This is a genomic window from Alterluteimonas muca (assembly GCF_021191595.1).
In the GTDB taxonomy this organism is placed as follows: domain Bacteria; phylum Pseudomonadota; class Gammaproteobacteria; order Xanthomonadales; family Xanthomonadaceae; genus Luteimonas; species Luteimonas muca.
Genome location: NZ_JAIWPS010000010.1, coordinates 38090 through 59877 on the forward strand (window position 1 = coordinate 38090; position 21788 = coordinate 59877).

The 21788-nt window shown below is 69.7% G+C and carries 18 protein-coding genes; 9 read left to right on the top strand and 9 right to left on the bottom strand.

Going from position 1 to position 21788, the window contains the following annotated elements:
* Positions 1-84: 84 nt before the first annotated feature.
* Both clpB and gloA read right to left on the bottom strand, forming a co-directional pair.
* Positions 85-2694 (bottom strand): ATP-dependent chaperone ClpB, encoded by a 2610-nt coding sequence (gene clpB / locus LDO11_RS11910; RefSeq protein WP_232141823.1) that lies wholly within the window; start codon positions 2692-2694, stop codon positions 85-87.
* A 614-nt stretch (positions 2695-3308) separates the two neighbouring features.
* Positions 3309-3845: a lactoylglutathione lyase gene (gloA, locus tag LDO11_RS11915; protein WP_232141740.1), complete on the bottom strand. Its 537-nt coding sequence runs from the start codon at positions 3843-3845 to the stop codon at positions 3309-3311.
* A 109-nt stretch (positions 3846-3954) separates the two neighbouring features.
* Here gloA and otsB point away from each other — a divergent pair, with 109 nt between their 5' ends.
* Genes otsB through otsA form a run of 3 tightly spaced genes read left to right on the top strand, consistent with a single transcriptional unit; the run spans position 3955 to position 7879 of the window.
* Positions 3955-4704: a trehalose-phosphatase gene (gene otsB, locus LDO11_RS11920; RefSeq protein ID WP_232141741.1), complete on the top strand. Its 750-nt coding sequence runs from the start codon at positions 3955-3957 to the stop codon at positions 4702-4704.
* Positions 4701-6515: a glycoside hydrolase family 15 protein gene (locus tag LDO11_RS11925; RefSeq protein ID WP_232141742.1), complete on the top strand. Its 1815-nt coding sequence runs from the start codon at positions 4701-4703 to the stop codon at positions 6513-6515. The genes otsB and LDO11_RS11925 overlap by 4 nt, the downstream gene beginning before the upstream one ends.
* Positions 6512-7879 (top strand): alpha,alpha-trehalose-phosphate synthase (UDP-forming), encoded by a 1368-nt coding sequence (gene otsA / locus LDO11_RS11930; protein ID WP_232141743.1) that lies wholly within the window; start codon positions 6512-6514, stop codon positions 7877-7879. The genes LDO11_RS11925 and otsA overlap by 4 nt, the downstream gene beginning before the upstream one ends.
* A gap of 101 nt (positions 7880-7980) precedes the next feature.
* On the opposite strand, the gene pgeF is transcribed toward otsA, so the two are convergent.
* The gene (pgeF, locus tag LDO11_RS11935) at positions 7981-8823 is read right to left on the bottom strand and encodes a peptidoglycan editing factor PgeF (protein ID WP_232141744.1); all 843 of its coding nucleotides are present in this window, start codon (positions 8821-8823) and stop codon (positions 7981-7983) included.
* A gap of 74 nt (positions 8824-8897) precedes the next feature.
* Complete coding sequence (gene rluD / locus LDO11_RS11940) at positions 8898-9908, bottom strand: 23S rRNA pseudouridine(1911/1915/1917) synthase RluD (protein ID WP_232141745.1); 1011 nt, start codon at positions 9906-9908, stop codon at positions 8898-8900.
* A gap of 87 nt (positions 9909-9995) precedes the next feature.
* Between rluD and LDO11_RS11945 the strand changes: the two genes are divergently transcribed.
* Positions 9996-10850, top strand: a complete 855-nt coding sequence (locus tag LDO11_RS11945; RefSeq protein WP_232141746.1) for an outer membrane protein assembly factor BamD — start codon at positions 9996-9998, stop codon at positions 10848-10850.
* A 262-nt stretch (positions 10851-11112) separates the two neighbouring features.
* Here LDO11_RS11945 and LDO11_RS11950 read toward each other — a convergent pair whose 3' ends face one another.
* Positions 11113-12000, bottom strand: coding sequence for a vitamin K epoxide reductase family protein (locus LDO11_RS11950; protein ID WP_232141747.1), 888 nt, complete (start codon positions 11998-12000; stop codon positions 11113-11115).
* Between the two features lie 336 nt (positions 12001-12336).
* On the opposite strand from LDO11_RS11950, the gene LDO11_RS11955 reads away from it, so the two are divergent.
* The 5 genes from LDO11_RS11955 to LDO11_RS11975 are packed head-to-tail and all read left to right on the top strand — an operon-like array spanning position 12337 to position 16813.
* Positions 12337-12711, top strand: coding sequence for a type IV pilin protein (locus LDO11_RS11955; protein ID WP_435574637.1), 375 nt, complete (start codon positions 12337-12339; stop codon positions 12709-12711).
* Positions 12705-13310, top strand: a complete 606-nt coding sequence (locus tag LDO11_RS11960) for a pilus assembly FimT family protein (protein ID WP_232141748.1) — start codon at positions 12705-12707, stop codon at positions 13308-13310. Before LDO11_RS11955 ends, LDO11_RS11960 begins: the two co-directional genes overlap by 7 nt.
* Positions 13294-13740 (top strand): hypothetical protein, encoded by a 447-nt coding sequence (locus tag LDO11_RS11965; RefSeq protein WP_232141749.1) that lies wholly within the window; start codon positions 13294-13296, stop codon positions 13738-13740. Before LDO11_RS11960 ends, LDO11_RS11965 begins: the two co-directional genes overlap by 17 nt.
* The gene (locus LDO11_RS11970) at positions 13737-14474 is read left to right on the top strand and encodes a PulJ/GspJ family protein (protein ID WP_232141750.1); all 738 of its coding nucleotides are present in this window, start codon (positions 13737-13739) and stop codon (positions 14472-14474) included. The genes LDO11_RS11965 and LDO11_RS11970 overlap by 4 nt, the downstream gene beginning before the upstream one ends.
* A complete protein-coding gene (locus tag LDO11_RS11975) occupies positions 14471-16813 on the top strand; it encodes a FapA family protein (RefSeq protein WP_232141751.1) in 2343 nt (780 codons plus the stop codon). Before LDO11_RS11970 ends, LDO11_RS11975 begins: the two co-directional genes overlap by 4 nt.
* Before the next feature lie 4 nt (positions 16814-16817).
* On the opposite strand, the gene LDO11_RS11980 is transcribed toward LDO11_RS11975, so the two are convergent.
* The 4 genes from LDO11_RS11980 to sucC all read right to left on the bottom strand — a co-directional run bounded on the left by LDO11_RS11980 (position 16818) and on the right by sucC (position 21584).
* Positions 16818-18455: an NAD+ synthase gene (locus LDO11_RS11980; protein WP_232141752.1), complete on the bottom strand. Its 1638-nt coding sequence runs from the start codon at positions 18453-18455 to the stop codon at positions 16818-16820.
* A gap of 258 nt (positions 18456-18713) precedes the next feature.
* Complete coding sequence (locus LDO11_RS11985; protein WP_129136690.1) at positions 18714-19103, bottom strand: endonuclease domain-containing protein; 390 nt, start codon at positions 19101-19103, stop codon at positions 18714-18716.
* A 421-nt stretch (positions 19104-19524) separates the two neighbouring features.
* On the bottom strand, positions 19525-20397 hold the full coding sequence (gene sucD / locus LDO11_RS11990; RefSeq protein WP_232141753.1) for a succinate--CoA ligase subunit alpha: 873 nt from the start codon (positions 20395-20397) through the stop codon (positions 19525-19527).
* Between the two features lie 26 nt (positions 20398-20423).
* Positions 20424-21584: an ADP-forming succinate--CoA ligase subunit beta gene (gene sucC, locus LDO11_RS11995; protein WP_232141754.1), complete on the bottom strand. Its 1161-nt coding sequence runs from the start codon at positions 21582-21584 to the stop codon at positions 20424-20426.
* Positions 21585-21788 lie beyond the last annotated feature (204 nt).

Genomic DNA, 21788 nt, shown 5'->3' on the forward strand with positions numbered 1-21788 from the left:
AAGTGCACGTCAGCAAACGCTGACTGCGCATGCGTCATGAAGCCGCTGGATGCATGCGGCGCAGCGGCCGCATGCATTGCAGGCTCAGCCCCGGGCGAACACCAGTGCACCACCGTCGGCATCCACCCTCACGGTATCGCCGCTGGTGAATTCACCGGCGAGGATCTTCTGCGCCAGCGGATTCTCCAGCTGCTGCTGCACCGCACGCTTGAGCGGGCGGGCGCCATACACGGGGTCGAAGCCGACATCGCCCAGCAGGTCGAACGCGGCGTCGCTGATCGCCAGCTTCAGCCCGCGGTCCGCCAGGCGCTGTTCCAGGCCACGCAGCTGGATCCGCGCGATCCGGCGGATCTGCGCCTTCTGCAGCGGGTGGAACACGATGATGTCGTCGAGCCGGTTGACGAATTCCGGGCGGAAATGCGCCTGCACCACGCCCATCACCGCCGCCTTCATCTGCGTGTAGGCGATCGCCGACTGCCCTTCGTCGCCACCCGCACCGCCTTCGCCGGCCAGCTCCTGGATCATCTGCGAGCCGAGGTTGGAGGTCATGATGATGACGGTGTTGCGGAAGTCGACGGTGCGCCCCTGGCCATCGGTCAGGCGGCCATCGTCGAGCACCTGCAGCAGGATGTTGAACACATCCGGGTGCGCCTTCTCGACTTCGTCGAGCAGGATCACGCTGTACGGGCGCCGGCGCACGGCCTCGGTGAGATAACCGCCTTCCTCGTAACCCACGTAGCCCGGCGGCGCACCCACCAGACGGCTGACCGCGTGCTTCTCCATGAACTCGCTCATGTCGATGCGCACCATCGCGTCGGCCGAATCGAACAGGAATTCCGCCAGCGCCTTGCTGAGTTCGGTCTTGCCGACGCCGGTCGGGCCGAGGAACAGGAACGAGCCCGACGGCCGATCGGGATCCGACAGCCCCGCGCGCGAACGCCGCACCGCATCCGACACCACTCTGATCGCTTCGTCCTGGCCGACCACGCGCGCGTGCAGCATCTCCTCCATCTTCAGCAGCTTCTCGCGCTCGCCCTCCAGCATCCTGCTCACCGGGATGCCGGTCCAGCGCGCGACCACCTCGGCGATCTCCTCGGCGGTGACCTTGTCCTGCAGCAGGGTGAAGCCGGTGGTCTCGGCCTCCTGCGCGGCCTTGAGCTGCTTTTCCAGCTCCGGCAGACGGCCGTACTGGATCTCGCTCATCTTCGCGAAGTCCTGCCGGCGCTGCGCCGCCTCGAGTTCCAGCCGCGCCGCCTCGATCTGCTCCTTGATCCTGGTGGCACCCTGCACGGTGGCCTTCTCGGCCTTCCACACTTCCTCGAGGTCGTTGTACTCGCGCTCCAGCGTGGCGATCTCGGCTTCGAGATCGGCCAGGCGCTGCTTCGAGGCGTCGTCCTTTTCCTTCTTCAGCGCCTCGCGCTGGATCTTGAGCTGGATCAGCCGGCGTTCGCGGCGGTCGAGTTCCTCGGGCTTGGAGTCGATCTCCATGCGGATGCGGCTGGCCGCCTCGTCCATCAGGTCGATGGCCTTGTCGGGCAGCTGGCGGTCAGCGATATAGCGGTTGGACAGCGTGGCCGCGGCCACGATCGCGGGGTCGGTGATCTCGACGCCGTGGTGCACGGCGTACTTCTCCTTGAGCCCGCGCAGGATGGCGATGGTGTCCTCCACCGACGGCTCGCCCACGAACACCTTCTGGAAGCGGCGCTCCAGCGCGGCGTCCTTCTCGACGTACTTGCGGTACTCGTCGAGGGTGGTCGCGCCGATGCAGTGCAGCTCGCCACGCGCAAGGGCGGGTTTGAGCATGTTGCCGGCATCCATCGAGCCTTCGGCCTTGCCGGCGCCCACCATGGTATGCAACTCGTCGATGAACAGGATGACCTGCCCTTCCTGTTTGGACAGGTCGTTGAGCACGCCCTTCAGGCGCTCCTCGAACTCGCCGCGGAACTTGGCGCCGGCGATCAGCGCGCCCATGTCGAGCGACAGCACGCGCTTGCCGCGCAGGCCCTCGGGCACCTCGTTGTTGATGATGCGCTGGGCGAGTCCCTCGACGATCGCGGTCTTGCCGACGCCGGGCTCGCCGATCAGCACCGGGTTGTTCTTGGTCCGGCGCTGCAGCACCTGGATGGTGCGGCGGATCTCCTCGTCGCGGCCGATCACCGGATCGAGCTTGCCGCCCTCGGCGCGCGCGGTGAGGTCGACGGTGTACTTTTCCAGCGCCTGACGTGATTCCTCGGCGTTCTCGTCCTGCACGCGCTCGCCGCCGCGGACCTTGTCGATCGCGGCCTCCAGCGCCTGCTTCGTGCCGCCGGCGGCCGTGAGCGCGCGGCCGGCGTCGCCACCGTCCTCGAGCGCGGCCAGCAGGAACAGTTCCGAGGCGATATAGGCATCGCCGCGCTGCTGCGCGAGCTTGTCGGTGAGGTTGAGCAGGCGCGCGAGGTCGTTGCCGACCGACACCTGCCCGGCCTGGCCCGACACCTTCGGCAGGCGCTCGAGCACTTCGCCCAGCCGTTCGCGCAGCAGCGGCACGTTGACCCCGGCCTGCGACAGCAGCGGGCGCGTGCCGCCGCCCTGCTGGTCGATCAGCGCCACCAGCAGGTGCGTGGGTTCGATGAGATTGTGGTCGCGCCCGACGGCCAGCGACTGGGCGTCGGCAATGGCCTGCTGGAAGCGCGACGTGAGCTTGTCCATCCGCATGGGCGTGTCCTCGGGCATCGTGGCCGGCGGCTGGCCGGCGATACCCATCAGATGCGGGTCGCAGCGCGGAAAGCAAGGGTTTTATGCGCCGTAGGGTCGGGACGGGGTAGGCCAGTGGGAAACACGCCGTGGATCCATCCATGGAGGCTCGTAGGCGCCATCCGTGGCGCCTACGGTTCCCCACTGGCCTACCCCGCCCCGCCTGCAGACATCACGGGGACCTGACGCACGAGCGGTGGCGATCACTCGACCACCAATGCATGTCGGTCCCGGAACCTGTGTGGTTGCCCGCAGCGCCCCTACTTCCGGGGAATCGCACGGGTCCTGGGCGCAAGGGAGGAATCTGCTTCACCGGTCCCGGCCACAGGGCACCGCCCGATGCTTTTCATCACAGCCGCTGCGGCGTCGAGAGAGACGGTGCGGTATCGAGCGGCGGGACTGTCGGCGCCATGAATGGCGCCGTCAAGCCTCCATGGATGGATTCACGGCGTGTCCCGACGGGCGATACCGCGCCGGCTCACTACGGATGACTGTTCACCAGCTTCACAACCCACGAACCGCTCTCCAGAAGCCCCACAACCCACGCGGGGGTGTGGACGGCAGTTCGCCGCAACTCAGCCCAACGGCGTCGGCTGGATGATCTCCACCCAGTAGCCGTCCGGATCGCGGATAAAGGCGAGCTCGCGCATGCGGCCGTCGGTGAGCCGCTTCTGGAAGGCCACGCCGAGTTCCTCGAAGCGCGCACAGGCCGCGACCACGTCGGGCACGCTCACGCAGATGTGGCCGAAGCCGCGAGGATCGCTGTTGCCATCGTGGTAGACCGCGCCGGCCTCGGCTTCGGTGCCGTGGTTGTGGGTGAGTTCGAGCACGCCCGGCTGTCCGGCCAGCCACTGCTTGCGCGCCGCATCGTCGTCGGGGATCGCGCCGGGGTCGTCGGTCAGCACCAGGAAATAGAGGCTGAACTTCGCCTCGGCGAAGTCGATCCTGCGCACCAGGGTGAAGCCGAGCACGCGGGTGTAGAAATCCAGCGACGCCTGCGGGTCCTTGATCCTGAGCATCGTGTGGTTGAACACGAAGCCGCGGGTGGCGACGTCGCGCTCGCCGGCGACGCCCGGAACCTGCGCCAGCCCGGCGCGAGTGGTTGCAGTCATGGTGGACTCCTGACGTGGAAGGACCCGCCATTATCGGCGATGGCGCCTGCACGATCGCCCGCCACGCCGTGCAGACCAATCCTCACGCCGCATCCGGCAGAATGCCCCGATGGCTGCCGAGTCCCCCACCCGACCGCCGCCGCCTTCGATCGACAAGGCCTGGGCCCTGTTCCTCGACGTGGACGGCACCCTGCTCTCCTTTGCCACCGAACCGTCGGCGGTGGTCGTCGACCCCGTCCTGCGTGACAGCCTCCAGCATGCGCACCAGCGCCTCGATGGCGCGCTGGCGCTGATCAGCGGACGCCCGCTGTCGACGCTGGACCGGCTGTTCGCACCCCTGCGACTTCCGGCTGCCGGCCTGCACGGGCTGGAACGCCGCAACGGCGACCGGCAGTCCGCACCGGTGGCCGCACCCGGGGCGCTGCATCGCATCCGTGCCGAAGCGGAAGCACTTTCGGCGCGCCTGCCCGGCACCCTGGTCGAGGACAAGGATGTCGCGCTCGGCCTGCACTGGCGCGCCGCGCCCCAGCACGGGCCGCAGCTGCGTGCGTTCGCCGAGGCCGCGCTGCCGCGCCTGCCCGGCTACCGCCTGCAACCCGGCGACCACGTGGTCGAGTTGCGCCCCGCCGGGGCGGACAAGGGCGATGCCATCGCCGCGCTGCTCGACCAGCCGCCGTTCCGCGGCCGCATCCCGGTGTTCGTCGGCGACGACCTCACCGACGAGCACGGCTTCGCCGTCGTCAACGCGCGCCACGGCCTCAGCGTGCTGGTCGGCACCCGCGAACCCAGCGCCGCCCACTACACGTTGCCCGACGTCGCCGCCGTGCACGCCTGGCTGGAGGATGCCCTTCCCGCATGAACGCACCGCCCACCGCACCCTTCGCGCCCGATACCGCTGCCACCCTCGACCTCGGCGTGATCGGCAACGGCAGCTTCGGCGCCCTGCTGGACGCCCGCGCCCGCGTGGTCTGGAGCTGCCTGCCTGCGTTCGATGGCGATCCCGCGTTCTGCGCGCTGCTGTCGCCGCGCGAGCAGGAGGGCGGCGACTTCGCCATCGAGCTCGAGGATTTCGAGCGCAGCGAACAGGCCTACCTGGCCAACACCGCGATCCTGCGCACGGTGCTCCACGACAGCCATGGCGGTGCGGTGGAGATCATCGACTTCGCACCGCGCTGGCGCGAGCACGGGCGGCTGTACCGCCCGGTCTCGATCATGCGCCGCGTCACCCCGCTGTCGGGCAGTCCGCGCATCCGCGTGCGCCTGCGTCCGCTCACCCACTGGGGCGAGCAGCGCGCGGCGACCACCTGGGGCAGCAACCACATCCGCTACCTGCTGCCGGACTTCACCCTGCGCCTGACCACCGACGTGCCGGTGCGCTTCGTACGCGAGGGCACGCCCTTCGTGCTCGCCCACCGGATGCACCTGCTGCTGGGCGTGGATGAAACCCTCACCCGGCCGCTGCACGGCTTCATGGAGGAGGCGCTCCACCGCAGCACCGGCTACTGGCGCGAATGGGTGCGCTACCTGTCGATTCCATTCGAGTGGCAGGACGCGGTGATCCGTAGCGCGATCACCCTCAAGCTGTGCCAGTACGAGGACAGCGGCGCGATCATCGCCGCGATGACCACCTCCATCCCCGAAGCCCCGGGTTCGGCGCGCAACTGGGACTACCGCTACTGCTGGCTGCGAGATGCCGCTTTCGTGGTGCGCGCACTCAACCGCCTGGGCGCGACGCGCAGCATGGAGGAGTTCGTGCGTTACATCTTCAACCTCGCCACGCACGACGGCGGGCTGCAGCCGCTGTACGGCATCGACTTCTCCGCCCGCCTGGACGAGCACGAGGTCGAGGCGCTGCAGGGCTACCGCGGCATGGGCCCGGTGCGGCGCGGCAACCTGGCGTGGGTCCAGCGCCAGCACGATGTCTACGGCAGCGTGGTGCTGGCCTCCACCCAGCTGTTCTTCGACCGCCGGCTGGCCGATCCCGGCAGCATCGCGGACTTCGAACGCCTCGAGCCCCTGGGCGACCACGCCTTCGAGCTCTACGAGGTGCCGGATGCCGGGCTGTGGGAGTTCCGCGGCCGCACCGAAGTCCACACCTACACCGCGGTGATGTGCTGGGCCGCCTGCGACCGGCTGGCGAAGATCGCCAGGCACCTGGGGCTGGACGAGCGCGCCACGCACTGGCGCGCGCGTGCCGACGGCATGCGCGTGCGCATCCTCGAACGCGCCTGGCGGGAGGACGCCAACCACTTCAGCGCCTCGTTCCAGAGCGACTACCTGGATGCGTCGCTGCTGCTGCTGGCCGACGTCGGCTTCATCGCACCGACCGATCCGCGTTTCGTGGCGACCGTCGAGGCGATCGGGCGCGACCTCAGGCGCGGCGACGGGGTGTTCCGCTACATCGCCCCGGACGACTTCGGCTCCCCCGAAACCAGCTTCACCATCTGCATCTTCTGGTACATCGACGCGCTCGCCGCGATGGGCCGCGTCGACGAGGCGCGCGAGATGTTCGAGCGCATCCTTGCGCGGCGCAATCCGCTCGGCCTGCTGTCGGAAGACCTCGCGCTGGAAGATGGCGAACTGTGGGGCAACTTTCCCCAGACCTATTCGCACGTCGGCCTGATCATGGCGGCGATGCGCCTGTCACGCTCGTGGGAGGACGCGACGTGAGTCGACTGGTGGTGGTATCCAACCGCGTGGCCGTACCGGGCGAGAACCGCGCCGGCGGGCTGGCCGTGGCCCTGCAGGCGGCGCTGCAGGAAAACGGCGGGCTGTGGTTCGGCTGGAGCGGACGCGCGGTGCGCGGCGAGAGCGGCGCCATCCACGAGCAGAGCGAAGGCGACATCCGCTACGTCACCCTCGACATCAACCGCCGCGATTTCGATGCCTACTACAACGGCTTCGCCAACCGCACGCTGTGGCCGCTGCTGCACTTCCGGCTCGACCTGGTCGACTACGACCGCGACACCCGCGAGGGCTATGCGCGCGTCAACGCGCTGTTCGCGGAAACGCTGGCGCCGCAGCTGCGCGACAGCGACACCCTGTGGATCCACGACTACCACCTGATCCCGCTGGCGGCGCTGCTGCGCGAACGCGGGGTCGGCTGCCGGATGGGCTTCTTCCTGCATGTGCCGATGCCATCGTCGGACCTGGTCGCGGCGATGCCCAACCACACCCGGCTGTTCTCGTCGCTGTACGCCTACGACCTGATCGGCATGCAGACCCAGCGCGATGTCGAACGCTTCCAGGACTACGTGCGCCTGTTCGGCGGCGGTCGCGTGCTCAGCGAGGGCTGGATGGAGGCGCCGGGCGGCCGCAGGTTCCGTGCCGCTGCGTATCCGATCAGCATCGACACCGACACCATCGCCACGCAGGCACGCGCGGCAGTCACCAAGACCGCGGTCAGGGACCTGCGCTCGAGCCTCGACGGGCGCGCGCTCGCCATCGGCGTCGACCGGCTGGACTACTCCAAGGGCCTGCCGGAGCGCTTCCGCGGCTTCGAACGCTATCTCGAGACCCGCCGCGAGCAGCGCGGCACGCTCACCTACCTGCAGATCGCGCCGGTCTCGCGCGGCGAGGTCAACGAGTACCAGCAGCTGCGCCAGGAGCTGGAACAGATCGCCGGTCACATCAACGGCGCCTATGCGGAGCCGGAATGGACGCCGCTGCGTTACGTGAACCGCAACTTCGCCCACGCCACCCTGACCGGCTTCTACCGCAGCGCGCGGATCGGCCTGGTGACCCCGCTGCGCGACGGCATGAACCTGGTGGCCAAGGAATACATCGCCTCGCAGGATCCCGAGGACCCTGGCGTGCTGGTGCTGTCGCTGCTGGCCGGCGCAGCCTATGAGCTCAAGGACGCGCTGCTGGTGAACCCCCACGATCTCGATGGCGTCGCCGACGCGATCGCGGTGGCGTCGACGATGCCTCGCGAGCAGCGCATCGAACGCTGGCGCTCGATGATGGACCACCTGCGCAGCCACGACATCCACGCCTGGCGACGCAACTACCTGGCGGACCTCCGCGCCCGATAGGCGGCGAGGCATGCGCGCGGAGCGGGCCGCGCTGCGGGCGGGCCTGGTCCCGTGCAGGCGATCGTGCCGCAAAGCGTTACCGCGGATGCCCACGCAGCGGGTTACCGCGGCGCGTGGATCCATGCCAGCGTCGCCATGCGGCCGGTGCGCTGGTCGCGGCGGTGCGAATAGAAGCGCGCGGCGTCGCTGATCGTGCACAGGCCGCCGCCGTGGATGCTGTCCGCACCGATGCCGGCGGCGAGCAGCCGCTGCCGCGCGAGCGCATACAGGTCGACCTTCCAGTGCCCCGGCCGGGTGGCGACGAAGGCGGCCGCCGCCTGCGTGCTGCCGGCAATGAAGGCCTCGCGCACCTCCGCACCCACCTCGTACGCCTCCGGCCCCGCCGCCGGTCCGAGCCATGCCTGCAGTTGCGTAGCAGGCGTGGCCATCGCTGCGATGGTCGCCTCCAGCACGCCGCCGGCAAGCCCGCGCCAGCCTGCATGCGCGGCGCCGACCTCGCGTCCATCCTTTGCGGCGAACACCACCGGCAGGCAGTCGGCGGTGAGGATCGCCAGCACCACGCCGGGCGCGGCGGTCACCGAGGCGTCGGCTTCGGGGACGCCGCCGTTGTCGACGCCGACGTGCGGGCTGCCCGTATCCGACGCTTCATGCCACGTTTTTCCATTGACGGAAGACGGGTGCCCGGCTGTCTCCCCGAACCGGACCACCTGCGTGCCGTGCACCTGCCGCAACCAGCATGGTGGCGTCGGCAGGCCGGCGAGCGATGCAAGCGATCCGCGGTTCGACCGCACCGCTGACGCGTCGTCGCCACTGTTGAGGCCGAAGTTGAAGCTGTCGAACGGCGGCAGCGATACGCCCGCGCCGTGACGCAGCGTGGTGAACGCGGTGACGCCGGACGGTGCCGGCCAGTCGGCTGCAAGCCACGGATCCGCTCCGGTCGCCATGTCAGCGGCTCCGCGCGTGGCGCCCTGGCGCGGGCGTCGCACCGGTACCGCGATCGGCAGCGACGCGACCCATGTCAGCCGCGCCCGTCGTCATTGAAGGCGCGGGTGTCCTCGCGCAGAAGCCGCAGCAGCGTGCGCATGTCCTCGGGGATCGGCGCGGTGGCGCGGACCGGTTCGCCGGTGCGCGGATGCACGAATTCCAGGGTCTCCGCGTGCAACGCCTGCCGGCGCAGCCCGCGCAGGGCGGCAGCGAGTTCCGGCGTCGCAGCCTTGGGCAACTTGAGCGCACCGCCGTACAGCGGGTCGCCGATGATCGGGTTGCGCAGGTGCTGCATGTGCACGCGGATCTGGTGGGTGCGCCCGGTTTCCAGGCGGCACTCGAGCGCGGTGTGGGCACGGAAACGTTCGCGCACGCGGTAATGGGTCACCGCCTCGCGGCCGCCCTCGCGCACGGCCATGCGCAGGCGGTCGCGCGGATGGCGGTCGATCGGCGCATCGGCAGTGCCGCCGCTGACCAGCGCGCCGACCACGATCGCCAGGTACTGGCGGTGCACGGCGCGCGCCGACAGCTGCTCCACCAGTGCGGCATGCGCCTGCACGGTGCGTGCGATCACCATCACGCCGGAGGTGTCCTTGTCGAGGCGGTGGACGATGCCCGCGCGCGGCAGCGTGGACAGCGTGGGGTCGCGGAACAGCAGGCCGTTGACGAGGGTGCCGGTGCGGTTGCCGGCACCCGGATGCACCACCATGCCGGCCGGCTTGTCGATCACCAGCACGTCGGCATCCTCGTACAGCACCTCGAGGGCGATGTCCTCGGGCTCGTCGTGGGTCTGATCCTCGAGCACCACGTCGAGCACGATCGTCTCGCCGCCGGCCACCGGATCGCGCGGACGCACCTGGCGGCCGTCGAGCAGCGCATCGCCGGACTTGATCCACTCGCTCAGCCGCGAACGCGAGAACTCCGGCAGCAGCTCGGCAAGCACCTGGTCGAAGCGGCGCCCGGCGAGTGCCGGGGGCACCACCACGGTGCGCGGTTCGAGCTCGTCGTCGGCGCGATCGGCGTCGCTGGCGTGGGGTTCGATCATCATCGGGTCCGGTTCAGGGGGGACCGGACGGGTGCCCGGCCGGGACTGCTATTATCGGCGCTTCGCGCTTTGAACGCCCAGCAGCCCATGACCCGAACCCCGTCCGTCTTCCGTGTCGCAGTAATCCTGTCGCTGCTGGCCGTCTTCCTGGCGAGCGGGTGCTCGCGCCTGCGTGGCGACCGCGAGGAGGTCAACGAGGGGGTTCCGGTCGAGGAGCTCTACGACAGGGGCCACCAGTCGATGCGCTACGGCAACTGGAGCGCGGCCGCGACCACGTTCCGCCGGCTGGTCGCGCAGTACCCGTACGGGCCGCTCACCGAGCAGGCGCTGATCGAGACCGCCTACGCGCAGTACAAGATGGGCAACAACGAGGAGGCGATCTCCAGCATCGACCGCTTCCTGCGCACCTATCCCACGCACCGCAATACCGCCTACATGTATTACCTGCGCGGGCTGGTGAACTCCAACCGCGACACGGTGTTCCTGCAGCGGGTGTGGAGCCTGGATGCCAGCCGCCGCGACCTCGCCACGCCGAACCAGGCGTACGCGGACTTCGGCATCGTCGCCGAGCGCTTCCCCAACAGCCGCTACGCCGAGGACGCGCGCCAGCGCATGGTCGCGCTGCGCAACATGTTCGCGCGCCACGAGGTGGACACCGCGCTGTACTACCTGCGCCGTGGCGCCTGGGTGGCGGCGGTGAACCGCGCGACCTACGCGCTGGAGACCTACCCGCAGAGCGAGTACCAGAGCGACGCCGTCGCGGTGCTGGCCGAGGCCTACACCCAGCTCGGCAACGAGACCCTGGCCGCGGACGCCAGACGCGTACTCGAGCTCAACGAGCCCGACCATGCCTGGCTGCAGGGTCGAAACTGGCCGGACTACCCGTGGGCGATCCGCAAGCTCAATCCGTTCGCCGGCGAGCGCTCACCGCTGCAGGACTGAGCCCGACCCGGGCTCGACAGAGCGACAGCAGGAAGCCGGCCCGATGGCCGGCTTCTTCGTTTCTGCATGCGCTCGCGGGAGGGTCTGAACTGGTTGCTCGTCATTCCCGCGAAGGCGGGAATCCGTGGACGGGATTGCAGCGCATCGGTTGCCATGGATCACCGCCTTCGCGGGGATCGCAGGTGCCAGACCTTCCCTGGCGCAGGCCGTGACGCGATCGACGCATCGCAGCCCGTGCAGCAACGGCTGCACGGGCTGCGCATCACTCGCGCCGCGCAGACCATACATAGCCGGACAGCTGTGCCAGCTCCTCCGGGGTCTTCAGCCCGGGGTGGTGCAGCCCGTGGATCACCCAGGTCGGGTACGCGCCGACGCCGGCACGCGCGCAGGCACCGGCCACCGGGCCGCCGCGCCCTTCCGGCGTGCACTCGACATACGGCAGGCGGCTGGCCGAAGCACCGAACATGCGCGTCTGCTTCCTGCAGTTCGCGCACCACGAGGCGCCGTAGTAGGTGGCGCCGATCGCGTCCAGATGGTCGACCAGGCCCGCCACCCGCGGGTCCTCCGGGCGCCGGTCGAGCACGCCGCTGCCGCTGACCAGCAGCAGGGCCATCACCGCGACAGCGACCAGGCCATTGCCAAGCCACCAGCTGGTCCAGCCGGGGCCACCCGGCGCCCCGGCCGGCCGGCGGACGTGGTTCCACGCGAACAGCGCCGCCAGCAGCAGCAATGACAGCAGGCACCACGCACAGCTGGCGCCCACGTCGACCCAGCCGACCACGGTGAGCAGCACGCTCACCGCGAGCCCGAGCAGTGACAGCCGTGACAGCCAGCGCCAGCGCGCCAGCACCGAACGCCCGGTGACCGCCGCCAGCGCCACCAGCGCATAGAGCACGAAGCCCCACAGCGCGAGCGGCAGGCCGAGCAGCGTCGACCATGCGCTGGACTGGATCGCGTCGCAGCCGCTGCCTTCCGTGCACAGCGCCGGCGTGGATCCGCTCCAGGCCAGTACGGTGAGGTAGCCGGTCAGCAGCAGGCCGGCTGCGGCAATCGCCAATGCCACCGGATCCGGTCGCAACCGGGGCTTTGCCGCCCGCGCACTGCCGACACGCTCACTGCCGGCAACTGGCCGACGCTTCTTCTTTGCCATGGACTCGCCCCCTCTCAACGACCCGCATTCTAGTCATGGGATGCATCCAGCCCGGCAGGATGAAGCGTTCAGGCACGCCATCCTGCAGGTACAGAACTGCCAACCAGGTTGCGCGTTCCCTTCAGGAACTGCACGCAGCGGCTACCTCACGCAACCCCAGCTGACTGCGGATCGCCGGAAAACCGAGGTTTTACCGGGGGCCATCCACCGCCATCTACCGTGAGCCCATGGCACGTATCGCGCGGGCGGCCTGAATACCCGCGCGGGGGACGACCGGAGAAGCACGCATGGCCAGACGGGAGGGCACCGCAGGTTTCACCCTGATCGAACTGAATGGTGGTGGTGGCGATCATCGCGATCCTCGCCGCCATCGCGCTGCCTGCGTATGGCAACTATGTGCTGCGCAGCAAGATGCGCGTTGCCCAGGCGGACCTGCTGGCGTTGTCGGCCAATGTCGAGAACCACCGCCAGCGCACCCTGCTGTATCCGGCCAGCGCACTCGGCAGCACCGCGGCGCTGCGCTCGGCGTTCCCGGGCTGGTCGCCGGCATCGGAGGACGGCGATTTCTCCTTCGCGTATTCGCCGCAGAACGGCTACACGCTGACCGCCACCGGCACCGGGGGCCGGCTCGGCGGATGCACGCTGCGGCTGACCGCGGGCAACACCCGCACCAGCGAAAACTGCCCGGACGTCGGTGGCAGCGCATGGTGACCGCGATGCCCGGTGCGGCGCCTCCGGCCTGCGCACCGGCGCCGGGTGCCCGTCTGCGCCTGCGCGCACACCGCCACAGCCGCGGTGTCACCCTGATCGAACTGGTGATCACGCTGGCGATCGCAGCGATGCTGATGCTGGTCGGCGTGCCGCTGACCGCCGGCTGGATCGACGGCGCCCGGCAGATGCACGCCCGTGCACAGGTCAGCGAAGCGGTGGCACAGGCCCGCGCGCTGGCGTTGCGCAACCCGGGTGCGCTGCCGTCCGACACCGTTGGCGGGGTGGCACGCCTGGAACTGGTTTCGCACGACGACACCAGGCGCCTGCAGGTGCGGGTACGCAACGCCGATGGCAGCTGGCGCACGGCACCCGAATGGCAGGCGGAACTGCCGCCGCATCGCGACATGGAACTGAAACTCACCGGCATCGGCGGCTTCGCCAGCGTGTCCAGCTTCCGCGCCGACGGCAACACATTCTCCTGCGTGGCGTACGACAGCCACGGCCACCGTACCGATGCCCCGGGTTGCGCGCTCGCCACCCAGGAGCGCATCGCCATCGGGGCCGGCAACCAGACGCTTGAATATGCCGAACTCATCTAGGCCCCTGCGCAGCCACCAGCGCGGCGACGTGCTGCTGGAAGCACTGGTCGGCGTGCTGATCACCGCCCTGCTGGGCGCCGCAATGGCGCACGTGGCGGGGCGCGTGGCCGCCGGGCAGCACGAGGCGCGTGTCGCGAACCTTTCGGTCGAGCAGCTGCGCAACACCCTGCAGATGGAGGGCGTGGCCCTGTGCGATGCCGGCGGCACCACGATCGTCGCACCCTGGACCGCACAGGGCGAGCAGCCGGTTTTGGTGCAGTGCGCACCCGGCGCGGCGGTGTCGCTCGGATTCGGCGGCGGCGCCAACGCGACGGTCACGGCACCGCGGGAAGTGGCACTGCGCGTTCCGGTGCAGGCGCTCGAAGGCACGGCCTCGCAGGCGCCCGACGCGGCCACACTGGTGGTCGGCACCCGGCAGGTGGCGCGATGATCTTCGCGCCCCGCCGCCCCCGCACTCCGCGCAGGCAACGCGGCCAGAGCCTGATCAGCATGATGGTCGGCGTGCTGATCTCGCTCCTGACGATCGCGGCGATGGTGTCGGTCTACCGCGTGCTGATCGACGTGTCCGGCAATGCCTCGCGCAGCGCGCAACGCGATGGCCAGCTGGCATCCGCGCTGCTCACCGTGCAGATGGAGATGCAGCGCGCCGGTTTCGGCATCGCACCGGGCGAGCCGGGTGTGCTGGCGATCCTCGACGGCGGCCGGCAGATCATCTGGCGCTACAGCCTGCATCCCGATCCGGGGCATGCGTGCGCGGGACTGCGCATCGCCACCGCCGCGAACGCGCCGGGCCTGCCGGTGGCGCCCGCCGATGCCGGCGCCGACCGCCGCGGCCTGTACTGGTTGCCGGGGCGCAGCTGCAGTGCCGCCGACGATCCGGCACTCGCCTGGACGGCAACCGGGCCGTCGGCTCCGCGGCGGCTGGTCTCGGCCACCGGCTTCTTCGTGCCGCAGGCCGCCGACGGCAGCGCCTATGGCGACGAGGCCGGCGTGCACGCGCTGGCCAGTGCGCGCTTCGAGCGGGACGGCGCCTGCAGCCTGCCCTACGCCCAGCAGGCGGACCTGCTGCCGGTATCGCAGCGGGTGTCGCTGAAGGTCGGCAGTGACGTGGTGTTCTCCACCTGCCTCGCAAACCTGCGGGCCGGTGGTGGGGGTGTGGGATGAGCGCGCTCCGCATCCGCCGGCGTCCGGCCCACCGCGAGCGCGGCGTGGCGACGATCCTGGTGCTGCTGCTGCTCGGCCTGGTGGTCGGCACCACGGTCTTCGCCATGACCGGCTCTCTGCGCGGCACCCAGCAGCGCCAGCTCACCGTGCACGCCGCCACCGCCGCACAGGGTGCCGCGTGGCGCGGTGTCGAGACCATCCGCACCGCGCTGCTGGCGCTGCCGCAGGACCGCTACGAACGCTGGGCCGATGGCCAGGGCTGGAGCCGTCGCGACGCGGTACCGGCCATGCCCGCCGCGGCGGCAGCGGCGGCACCGTCCACCGATCCATATGCCTGCCAGGGCACGCCGGTGCGCGGGGAAATCGCCATCACCGGCGCCGAAGCCATCGCGGTGCCGCGGGCCACGATCAGCGAGGTCTGCCGGCTGCCCGGCGCGGCCACCTACCGCGTGACCGCGCAGGTCACCGGCCGCGCATCGGAAGGCACATCGGCCACCACCTCGACGGTGGAAGCGGTGTACATCGTCGCACTGCCCGGGGCGGCGGCACCGCCCGGCGGTGGCGGCGCGGCGACGCTGGGGGCGATCAACATCTACCGCGACCTCGACATCTCCGGCGGCATCGCCTTCACCGGCGAGAACGCCGTGATCAACGTCGATGGCGACGTGCGCCTCGACAACGCCTCGATCACCGGCATCGACACCCTGCGTGCCACCGGCGACGTCACCATCGGCAGCGGCATCCGGGTGAACACCGTGGAGAGCGACGGCGACGTCGTGCTGCGCGGCAGCTCCGGCGTGTCGCAGGTGCGCGCGAAGGGTCATGTGCGGGTGGAAGGCGGTGCCCGGCCGATGTCGATCCGCAGCGACCGCAGCGTCACCTTCGCCGGCGGCAGCGGCGACGTGGTCGAGGCGAAGGGCGACGTGCTGGTGACCGCCGGCGGCGTGACCATCAGCGCGATCACCACCGAGGGCAGCGTGCGCTGGACCGGCAGCGGGGGCGGCGCCGGCTCGATCCGCGCCAACGGCGACATCGAGTACGGCGGCGCCAACCGCAACCCGACCACCCTGGTGGCGGGACGCAACATCAGCATTGCCGCCGGCGCGACATCGGCGCATGCCGGCGGCCGGGTGCAGCTGTCGGGCTGGGGCCATACCGGCCAGGTGCGTGCCGGTGGCGACGTCGTGCTGCTGGGCAGCACCTCGGCGGGCACCATCACCAGCCGCGGCAATGTGCGGCTCGAAGGCAGCGGCGCGGCGGACGCCGTGTTCGCCAGCGGCTCGCTGTACGTGTCCGGCTGGCAGGCGGTCGGGGCGGGCACCATCGGCGGTGCGCTGCAGCGCGCGCAGGCCGGCAACAACAACGTCCGCGTCACCGTGCAGCGCGGCTACCAGGCAGGCGTCCCCACGCCGGCGACGGTCGCCGTGCCGGTGCTCGCGGCGATCGACATCCCGCGCGTGCGCGTGGACACATTCCCGCTACGCGAAGCCGCGAACTACCGCTTCGAAGTCGCCAACGGACGCATCCAGGTGACGGTGGCACATGTGCAGGGCATTCCCGCCGGCACCTATGTGCTGGGCGAGCGGCTGGCCAACAACAGCCGCCAGCCGGACTGGCTGTGCCGCCCGCAGGACATGTCCGGCACGCTGTGCACGCGGCCGGTGGCGACGATCTGCCAGGGGTTCTCGCCTCAGAACAGCTGCTTCGCCCATGCCAACGGCAACTGGACGGTCAACGGCACGTCGATGGCGCGCGGCCTCGCCTGGTTCGACGGCAACCTCGAAGTCGGCAACGGAACCTACGTCAACACCTTCATCGCCACCGGCAACATCCGCACCGCCGGTGCCCACCGCACCATGGCGCCGAACTGGGCGGGTTACGCATCCACCTGCACCAATGCGTCCGTGGCCGGCGGGGTCAACGCCAACTTCGCCGAGCTGGTGCCCACCAACCTGTGCGATACCGCCGCCCGCACGATGTTCGACAGCACGCTCGCCAATGCCGCCTATATCGCCGGTGGCTACCGGCCGAACGGCTCGTACGGCGGCGGCTTCATCGATCTCGGCGCATCGACCGTCGCCTCCGGCAACGTGGTGGCGGGCGACAACCTCGCCACCGGCGGCAGCACCCGGATCGACGGCTCGATCATCGTCGCCGCGCAGTCGGGAGCCACCGGCGCGGCGACGATCAGCGGCAGCACCACCATCAACCAGACCACCGGCGACATCGCCTTCGATCCCGGGGCGCTGCCCTGCCTGGGCGCGTCCTGCGGCGCTGCCGGGACCGCGCCGCCCACCGGCAGCCCGGAGGCGACGGTGCTCTGGACCCGCTACCGCTGACGCCTCAGGCGCCGTAGCCGTTGCTGATCGGGTAGCGGCGCTCGCGACCGAACGCACGCCGCGAGATCTTCGGGCCGGGTGCGGCCTGGTGGCGCTTCCACTCGCTGGTGCGCACCAGCCGCAGCACGCGGTCGACCAGGGTCGTCTCGAAACCCGCGGCGACGATCTCGTCGCGCGACTGTTCGTAGTCGACGTGGCGCAACAGGATGGCGTCGAGCACGTCGTAGGGCGGCAGCGAATCCTGGTCGGTCTGGTCGGCACGCAGCTCCGCCGACGGCGGCCGGCTGATCACCCCGCGCGGGATCGCGGGCGCGCCACCCACGGTATTGCGCCACTTCGCCAGCCCGTAGACCTCGGTCTTGTAGAGGTCCTTCAGTGGCGCATAGCCGCCGGCCATGTCGCCGTAGATCGTCGCGTAGCCGACCGCGTACTCGCTCTTGTTGCCGGTGGTCAGCACCAGTCCACCAAACCTGTTGGACAGCGCCATCAGCATCGCGCCGCGGATGCGCGACTGCAGGTTCTCCTCGGTGACATCCGGTTCCTGCCCTGCAAACGTCTCGGCCAGCGTGTCGAGGTAGGCCTTGAACGGTGCCTCGATCGGCAGGCTCATCATCCGCACGCCCAGCGCCTCGCACTGTTCGGCGGCGAGGTCGTTGCTCAGCCCCGCGGTGTAGCGCGACGGCAGGCGCACCGCGGTGACGTTCCCGGCACCCAGCGCATCCACGGCCATCGCCAGCACCACCGAGGAATCCAGCCCGCCCGACAGCCCGATCCACGCGTGCTGGAAGCCGTTCTTGCCGAAGTAGTCGCGGATGCCGCGGGTCACCGCACGCCACGCCAGCGCATCCATGCTTTCGTCGCCGTCGTCCACCCACACCAGCGGCGAGAAGCGGCGCGTGGCGGCGTCGTAATCCACCACCAGCCACTGGTCGGCGAACGCGACGGCCGCCGGATGGATCGAGCCATCGCCATCGGCCACCAGCGAGGCACCGTCGAACACCAGTGCGTCCTGTCCGCCGACGACGTTGACGTAGGCGATCGCCGCGCCGGTCTCGGCGATGCGGTCGGCCAGCATGCCGTCGCGCTCGGCGTGCTTGCCGCGCTCGTAGGGCGACGCATTGGCGACCAGCACCAGCTCGGCACCCTCGCGCACGGTGTCGACCATCGGTTCGGCGAACCACAGGTCCTCGCAGATCAGCACGCCCAGCGGCACGCCCTTGACCTCGAACACGCAGGAGCCGCCATCGGGATCGACATGGAAGTAGCGGCGCTCGTCGAACACGTTGTAGTTCGGCAGCTCGCGCTTGCGGTAGGTGCGCTCGATGCGGCCGTTGCGCAGCACGCTGGCCGAGTTGTAGAGCACGCTGCCCGCGGACTCCGGCCAGCCGACCACCGCGACGATGCCGGTGGTCTCCTTCGCCACCCGCTGCAACGCGCGCTCGCAGGCGGCCAGGAACGACGGCCGCATCAGCAGGTCCTCCGGCGGATAGCCGCTGATCGCCAGTTCCGGGAACAGCACCACGTCGGCGCCGAACTCGTCGCGCGCCTCGCCGATCATCTGCACGATGCGGTCGGCATTGCGCTCCACTGCGCCCACCGGGAAATCGAACTGCGCCAACGCGATGCGGAGGGTCGTGGACATGGGGACACCGGAAACGGGGAAGGTGGCCATTATTCCAGACTGGAATGTACGGGCTGCATGCGCTGGATCAGGCGACCGACCTGCCGGGCAGCACGACCGTCGGCCGGATCGATGGCGAGGGGGTCATCCCACATCGGTCTGTCGTGGTGCAGGACCGGACCCTCGAAGGGCGCGCGATGCCGGACAGTCGGACGCCGCTATTTGGACCCTTCTCCCGCGTGCGGGAGAAGGTGCCCCGAAGGGGCGGATGAGGGCGTCTCAGGCCTGCTGGACCTCCCTCCACCGCGATGCCACGGTCGCGCACGCACAATCCGCTACGTCCAGCTCTGCCACGATCGCCTCCAGCACCCGTGCGGTTCGCACCAGCACATCGTGATTCCAGAACCGCAGCACCCGGTAACCGCGACGCTCGAGGAATCGGGTACGCGCGGCGTCCACGTCGCTGCCGTGCTGCGAACCATCGATCTCGACGATCAGGCGCGCTTCCGCACAGACAAAGTCGGCCACGAAAGGGCCCACGGGACACTGGCGACGGAACTTCGCGCCCAGCATGGACCGGCTACGCAGGTGGAACCACATCAGCTGCTCGGCGTCGGTCATCTCGCGGCGCAACTGGCGCGCGAGACCCTTCTTCACGTTCTGGCGCATCCATGCGCTCCGGTCCAGCGACGAGCGCAATGTGCGACACCCCCCCTGCTGCGACCATCGGAAAAGTCCGCGCGTTGTTGTCGGATGCTCCGCCTTTCTGCCCTCACCCCAGCCCCTCTCCCGCTCGCGGGAGAGGGGTAATTCCGCGCGTTGGAACAACTCGAACCTGCGGCCGCGAAGCACGCGCCACCCTTCTCCCGCACGCAGGAGAAGAGCCTGCCCCCGAGATGTCTTTGGTCGGGGGTGCCCCAGCGGGCGGATGAGGACCGCTTCGATGCACCGGAACGCCCTCGGCCTTTGTTCGCTCGCCGGAGAGGGGTCACTCCGCGCGACTGCAACGGCCCGCGCCTCTGCACAGAAAAGGCCGCCCGGAGGCGGCCTTTCAAGAGGTGCTTACCGCACACCGTGCGCGCGAGCGCTCTTACTTCACCAGTTCGGCGATCGCCGCGCCGAGGTCGCCCGGCGAACGCACGGTCTTGACGCCCGCCGCTTCCATCGCCGCAAACTTGCCTTCCGCGGTGCCCGAGCCACCCGAGGCGATCGCGCCGGCGTGGCCCATGCGCTTGCCCGGAGGGGCCGAGGCGCCGGCGATGAAGCCCACGACCGGCTTCTTGACGTGTGCCTTGATGTACTCGGCGCCCGCTTCCTCGGCGTCGCCGCCGATCTCGCCGACCATGATGATGCCCCCGGTCTGCGGGTCCTCGTTGAACAGCTTCAGGCAGTCGACGAAGTTCAGGCCGTTGACCGGGTCGCCACCGATGCCGATCACCGTGGACTGGCCGAGGCCTGCAGCGGTGGTCTGCTTGACCGCTTCATAGGTCAGCGTGCCCGAGCGCGACACGATGCCGATCTTGCCCGGCATGTGGATGTGGCCCGGCATGATGCCGATCTTGCACTCGCCGGGGGTGATCACGCCGGGGCAGTTCGGCCCGATCAGCACCACGTCGTCGTGCTGCTTGAGCACGTTGTCGACGCGCAGCATGTCCAGCACCGGGATGCCTTCGGTGATGCACACGATCACCTTGATGCCGGCGGCCGCGGCTTCGAGGATCGCGTCGGCCGCGAACGGCGGCGGCACGTAGATCACCGAGGCGTTGGCGCCGGTGGCCTCGACGGCCTCGCGCACGGTGTTGAACACCGGCAGGTTGATGTGGGTGGTGCCGCCCTTGCCGGGCGTGACGCCGCCGACGACCTGGGTGCCGTATTCCACCATCTGGGTGGCGTGGAAGGTGCCCTGCTGGCCGGTGAAGCCCTGCACGATCACCTTGGTGTTCTTGTTGATGAGGACGGACATTTCGTTTCCTGGGAGATTCGTGGGGCTCAGGCAGCGGCAGCGACGGCCTTGCGGGCGCCGTCGTTGATGTCGTCGGCCGGGGTGATGGCCAGGCCGGACTCGGCCAGCAGCTTCTTGCCCGCTTCGACGTTGGTGCCTTCCAGGCGCACGATCACCGGCACCTTGACGTCCACTTCCTTGACCGCGGCGATGATGCCCTCGGCGATCATGTCGCAACGCACGATGCCGCCGAAGATGTTGACGAAGATCGCCTTCACCTTGTCGGACGACAGGATCAGCTTGAACGCCTCGGTCACGCGCTCCTTGGTGGCGCCGCCGCCGACGTCGAGGAAGTTGGCCGGCGAACCGCCGTTGAGCGAGATGACGTCCATTGTCGCCATCGCCAGGCCGGCGCCGTTGACCATGCAGCCGATGTTGCCGTCCATGGTCACGTAGTTGAGGTCGTGCTCGCTGGCACGCACCTCGGCCTCGTCTTCCTGCGTGGTGTCACGCATGGCGGCAAGGTCCTTGTGGCGGAAGGTGGCGTTGTCGTCGGAGTTGACCTTGCCGTCGAGCGCGTAGAGATCGCCGGAGTCGAGGATCGCCAGCGGGTTCAGTTCGACCAGCGCCAGGTCCTTCTCGTTGAACAGCCGGTACAGGCCGCCCATGATCTTCGCCAGCTGGTTGGCCTGCTTGGCGTTGAGGCCGAGCTTGAAGCCGATCTCGCGCGCCTGGTAGGGCTGCAGGCCTTCGACGAAGTCGACGTTCAAGGTCTGGATCTTCTCGGGGGTCTCGGCCGCGACCTGCTCGATGTCGACGCCGCCTTCGGACGAGGCGATGAAGGTGATCGAACGGGTGCCGCGGTCGACCAGCACCGACAGGTACAGTTCCTTGGCGATCTCGCCGGCCTCGGTCACCAGCACCAGGTTCACCGGCAGGGCGACGCCCGCCGACTGGTAGGTGGCCATATTGGTGCCGAGCATGCCTGCCGCTGCGGCCTTGACGTCATCGGTGGTCTTGCAGAACTTCACGCCGCCGGCCTTGCCGCGGCCGCCTGCGTGGATCTGCGCCTTCACCATCCAGGGGCCGTTGCCGAGCGCCCTGGCGGCCTCGACGGCTTCTTCGGCGGTGGACGCGACGCGCCCGGCCGGCACGGGGATGCCGTAGTCGGCAAACAGCTGCTTGGCCTGATATTCGTGGAAATTCATGTGGAATCCTGCGTGGGGTGACGGACCGCGCACGACGGACTCGCTGGCCATGGGGCTGGCGACAGGGGCGCGGGCAGACCGCCATTCTCGCCGATGCTGCGCTGCGGGGCAAAAGTGGGGGGTCACGATCGACGCGGCGAATCGGTTCGATCGGGGCCGGAGTTCCTTCCGACCCCTCTCCCGCTTGCGGGGTGAGGCGGCACG

Excerpts from the sequence above, each read along its gene's own strand:
- sucC (WP_232141754.1), bottom strand. The coding sequence starts at position 21,584 with ATGAATTTCCACGAATATCAGGCCAAGCAGCTGTTTGCCGACTACGGC.
- LDO11_RS11965 (WP_232141749.1), top strand. The coding sequence starts at position 13,294 with ATGCCGAACTCATCTAGGCCCCTGCGCAGCCACCAGCGCGGCGACGTG.
- LDO11_RS11945 (WP_232141746.1), top strand. The coding sequence starts at position 9,996 with ATGACCCGAACCCCGTCCGTCTTCCGTGTCGCAGTAATCCTGTCGCTG.
- LDO11_RS11960 (WP_232141748.1), top strand. The coding sequence starts at position 12,705 with ATGGTGACCGCGATGCCCGGTGCGGCGCCTCCGGCCTGCGCACCGGCG.
- sucD (WP_232141753.1), bottom strand. The coding sequence starts at position 20,397 with ATGTCCGTCCTCATCAACAAGAACACCAAGGTGATCGTGCAGGGCTTC.
- rluD (WP_232141745.1), bottom strand. The coding sequence starts at position 9,908 with ATGATCGAACCCCACGCCAGCGACGCCGATCGCGCCGACGACGAGCTC.
- LDO11_RS11925 (WP_232141742.1), top strand. The coding sequence starts at position 4,701 with ATGAACGCACCGCCCACCGCACCCTTCGCGCCCGATACCGCTGCCACC.
- LDO11_RS11980 (WP_232141752.1), bottom strand. The coding sequence starts at position 18,455 with ATGTCCACGACCCTCCGCATCGCGTTGGCGCAGTTCGATTTCCCGGTG.
- LDO11_RS11985 (WP_129136690.1), bottom strand. The coding sequence starts at position 19,103 with ATGCGCCAGAACGTGAAGAAGGGTCTCGCGCGCCAGTTGCGCCGCGAG.
- LDO11_RS11975 (WP_232141751.1), top strand. The coding sequence starts at position 14,471 with ATGAGCGCGCTCCGCATCCGCCGGCGTCCGGCCCACCGCGAGCGCGGC.
- LDO11_RS11970 (WP_232141750.1), top strand. The coding sequence starts at position 13,737 with ATGATCTTCGCGCCCCGCCGCCCCCGCACTCCGCGCAGGCAACGCGGC.
- LDO11_RS11950 (WP_232141747.1), bottom strand. The coding sequence starts at position 12,000 with ATGGCAAAGAAGAAGCGTCGGCCAGTTGCCGGCAGTGAGCGTGTCGGC.
- otsB (WP_232141741.1), top strand. The coding sequence starts at position 3,955 with ATGGCTGCCGAGTCCCCCACCCGACCGCCGCCGCCTTCGATCGACAAG.
- pgeF (WP_232141744.1), bottom strand. The coding sequence starts at position 8,823 with ATGGCGACCGGAGCGGATCCGTGGCTTGCAGCCGACTGGCCGGCACCG.
- clpB (WP_232141823.1), bottom strand. The coding sequence starts at position 2,694 with ATGCGGATGGACAAGCTCACGTCGCGCTTCCAGCAGGCCATTGCCGAC.
- gloA (WP_232141740.1), bottom strand. The coding sequence starts at position 3,845 with ATGACTGCAACCACTCGCGCCGGGCTGGCGCAGGTTCCGGGCGTCGCC.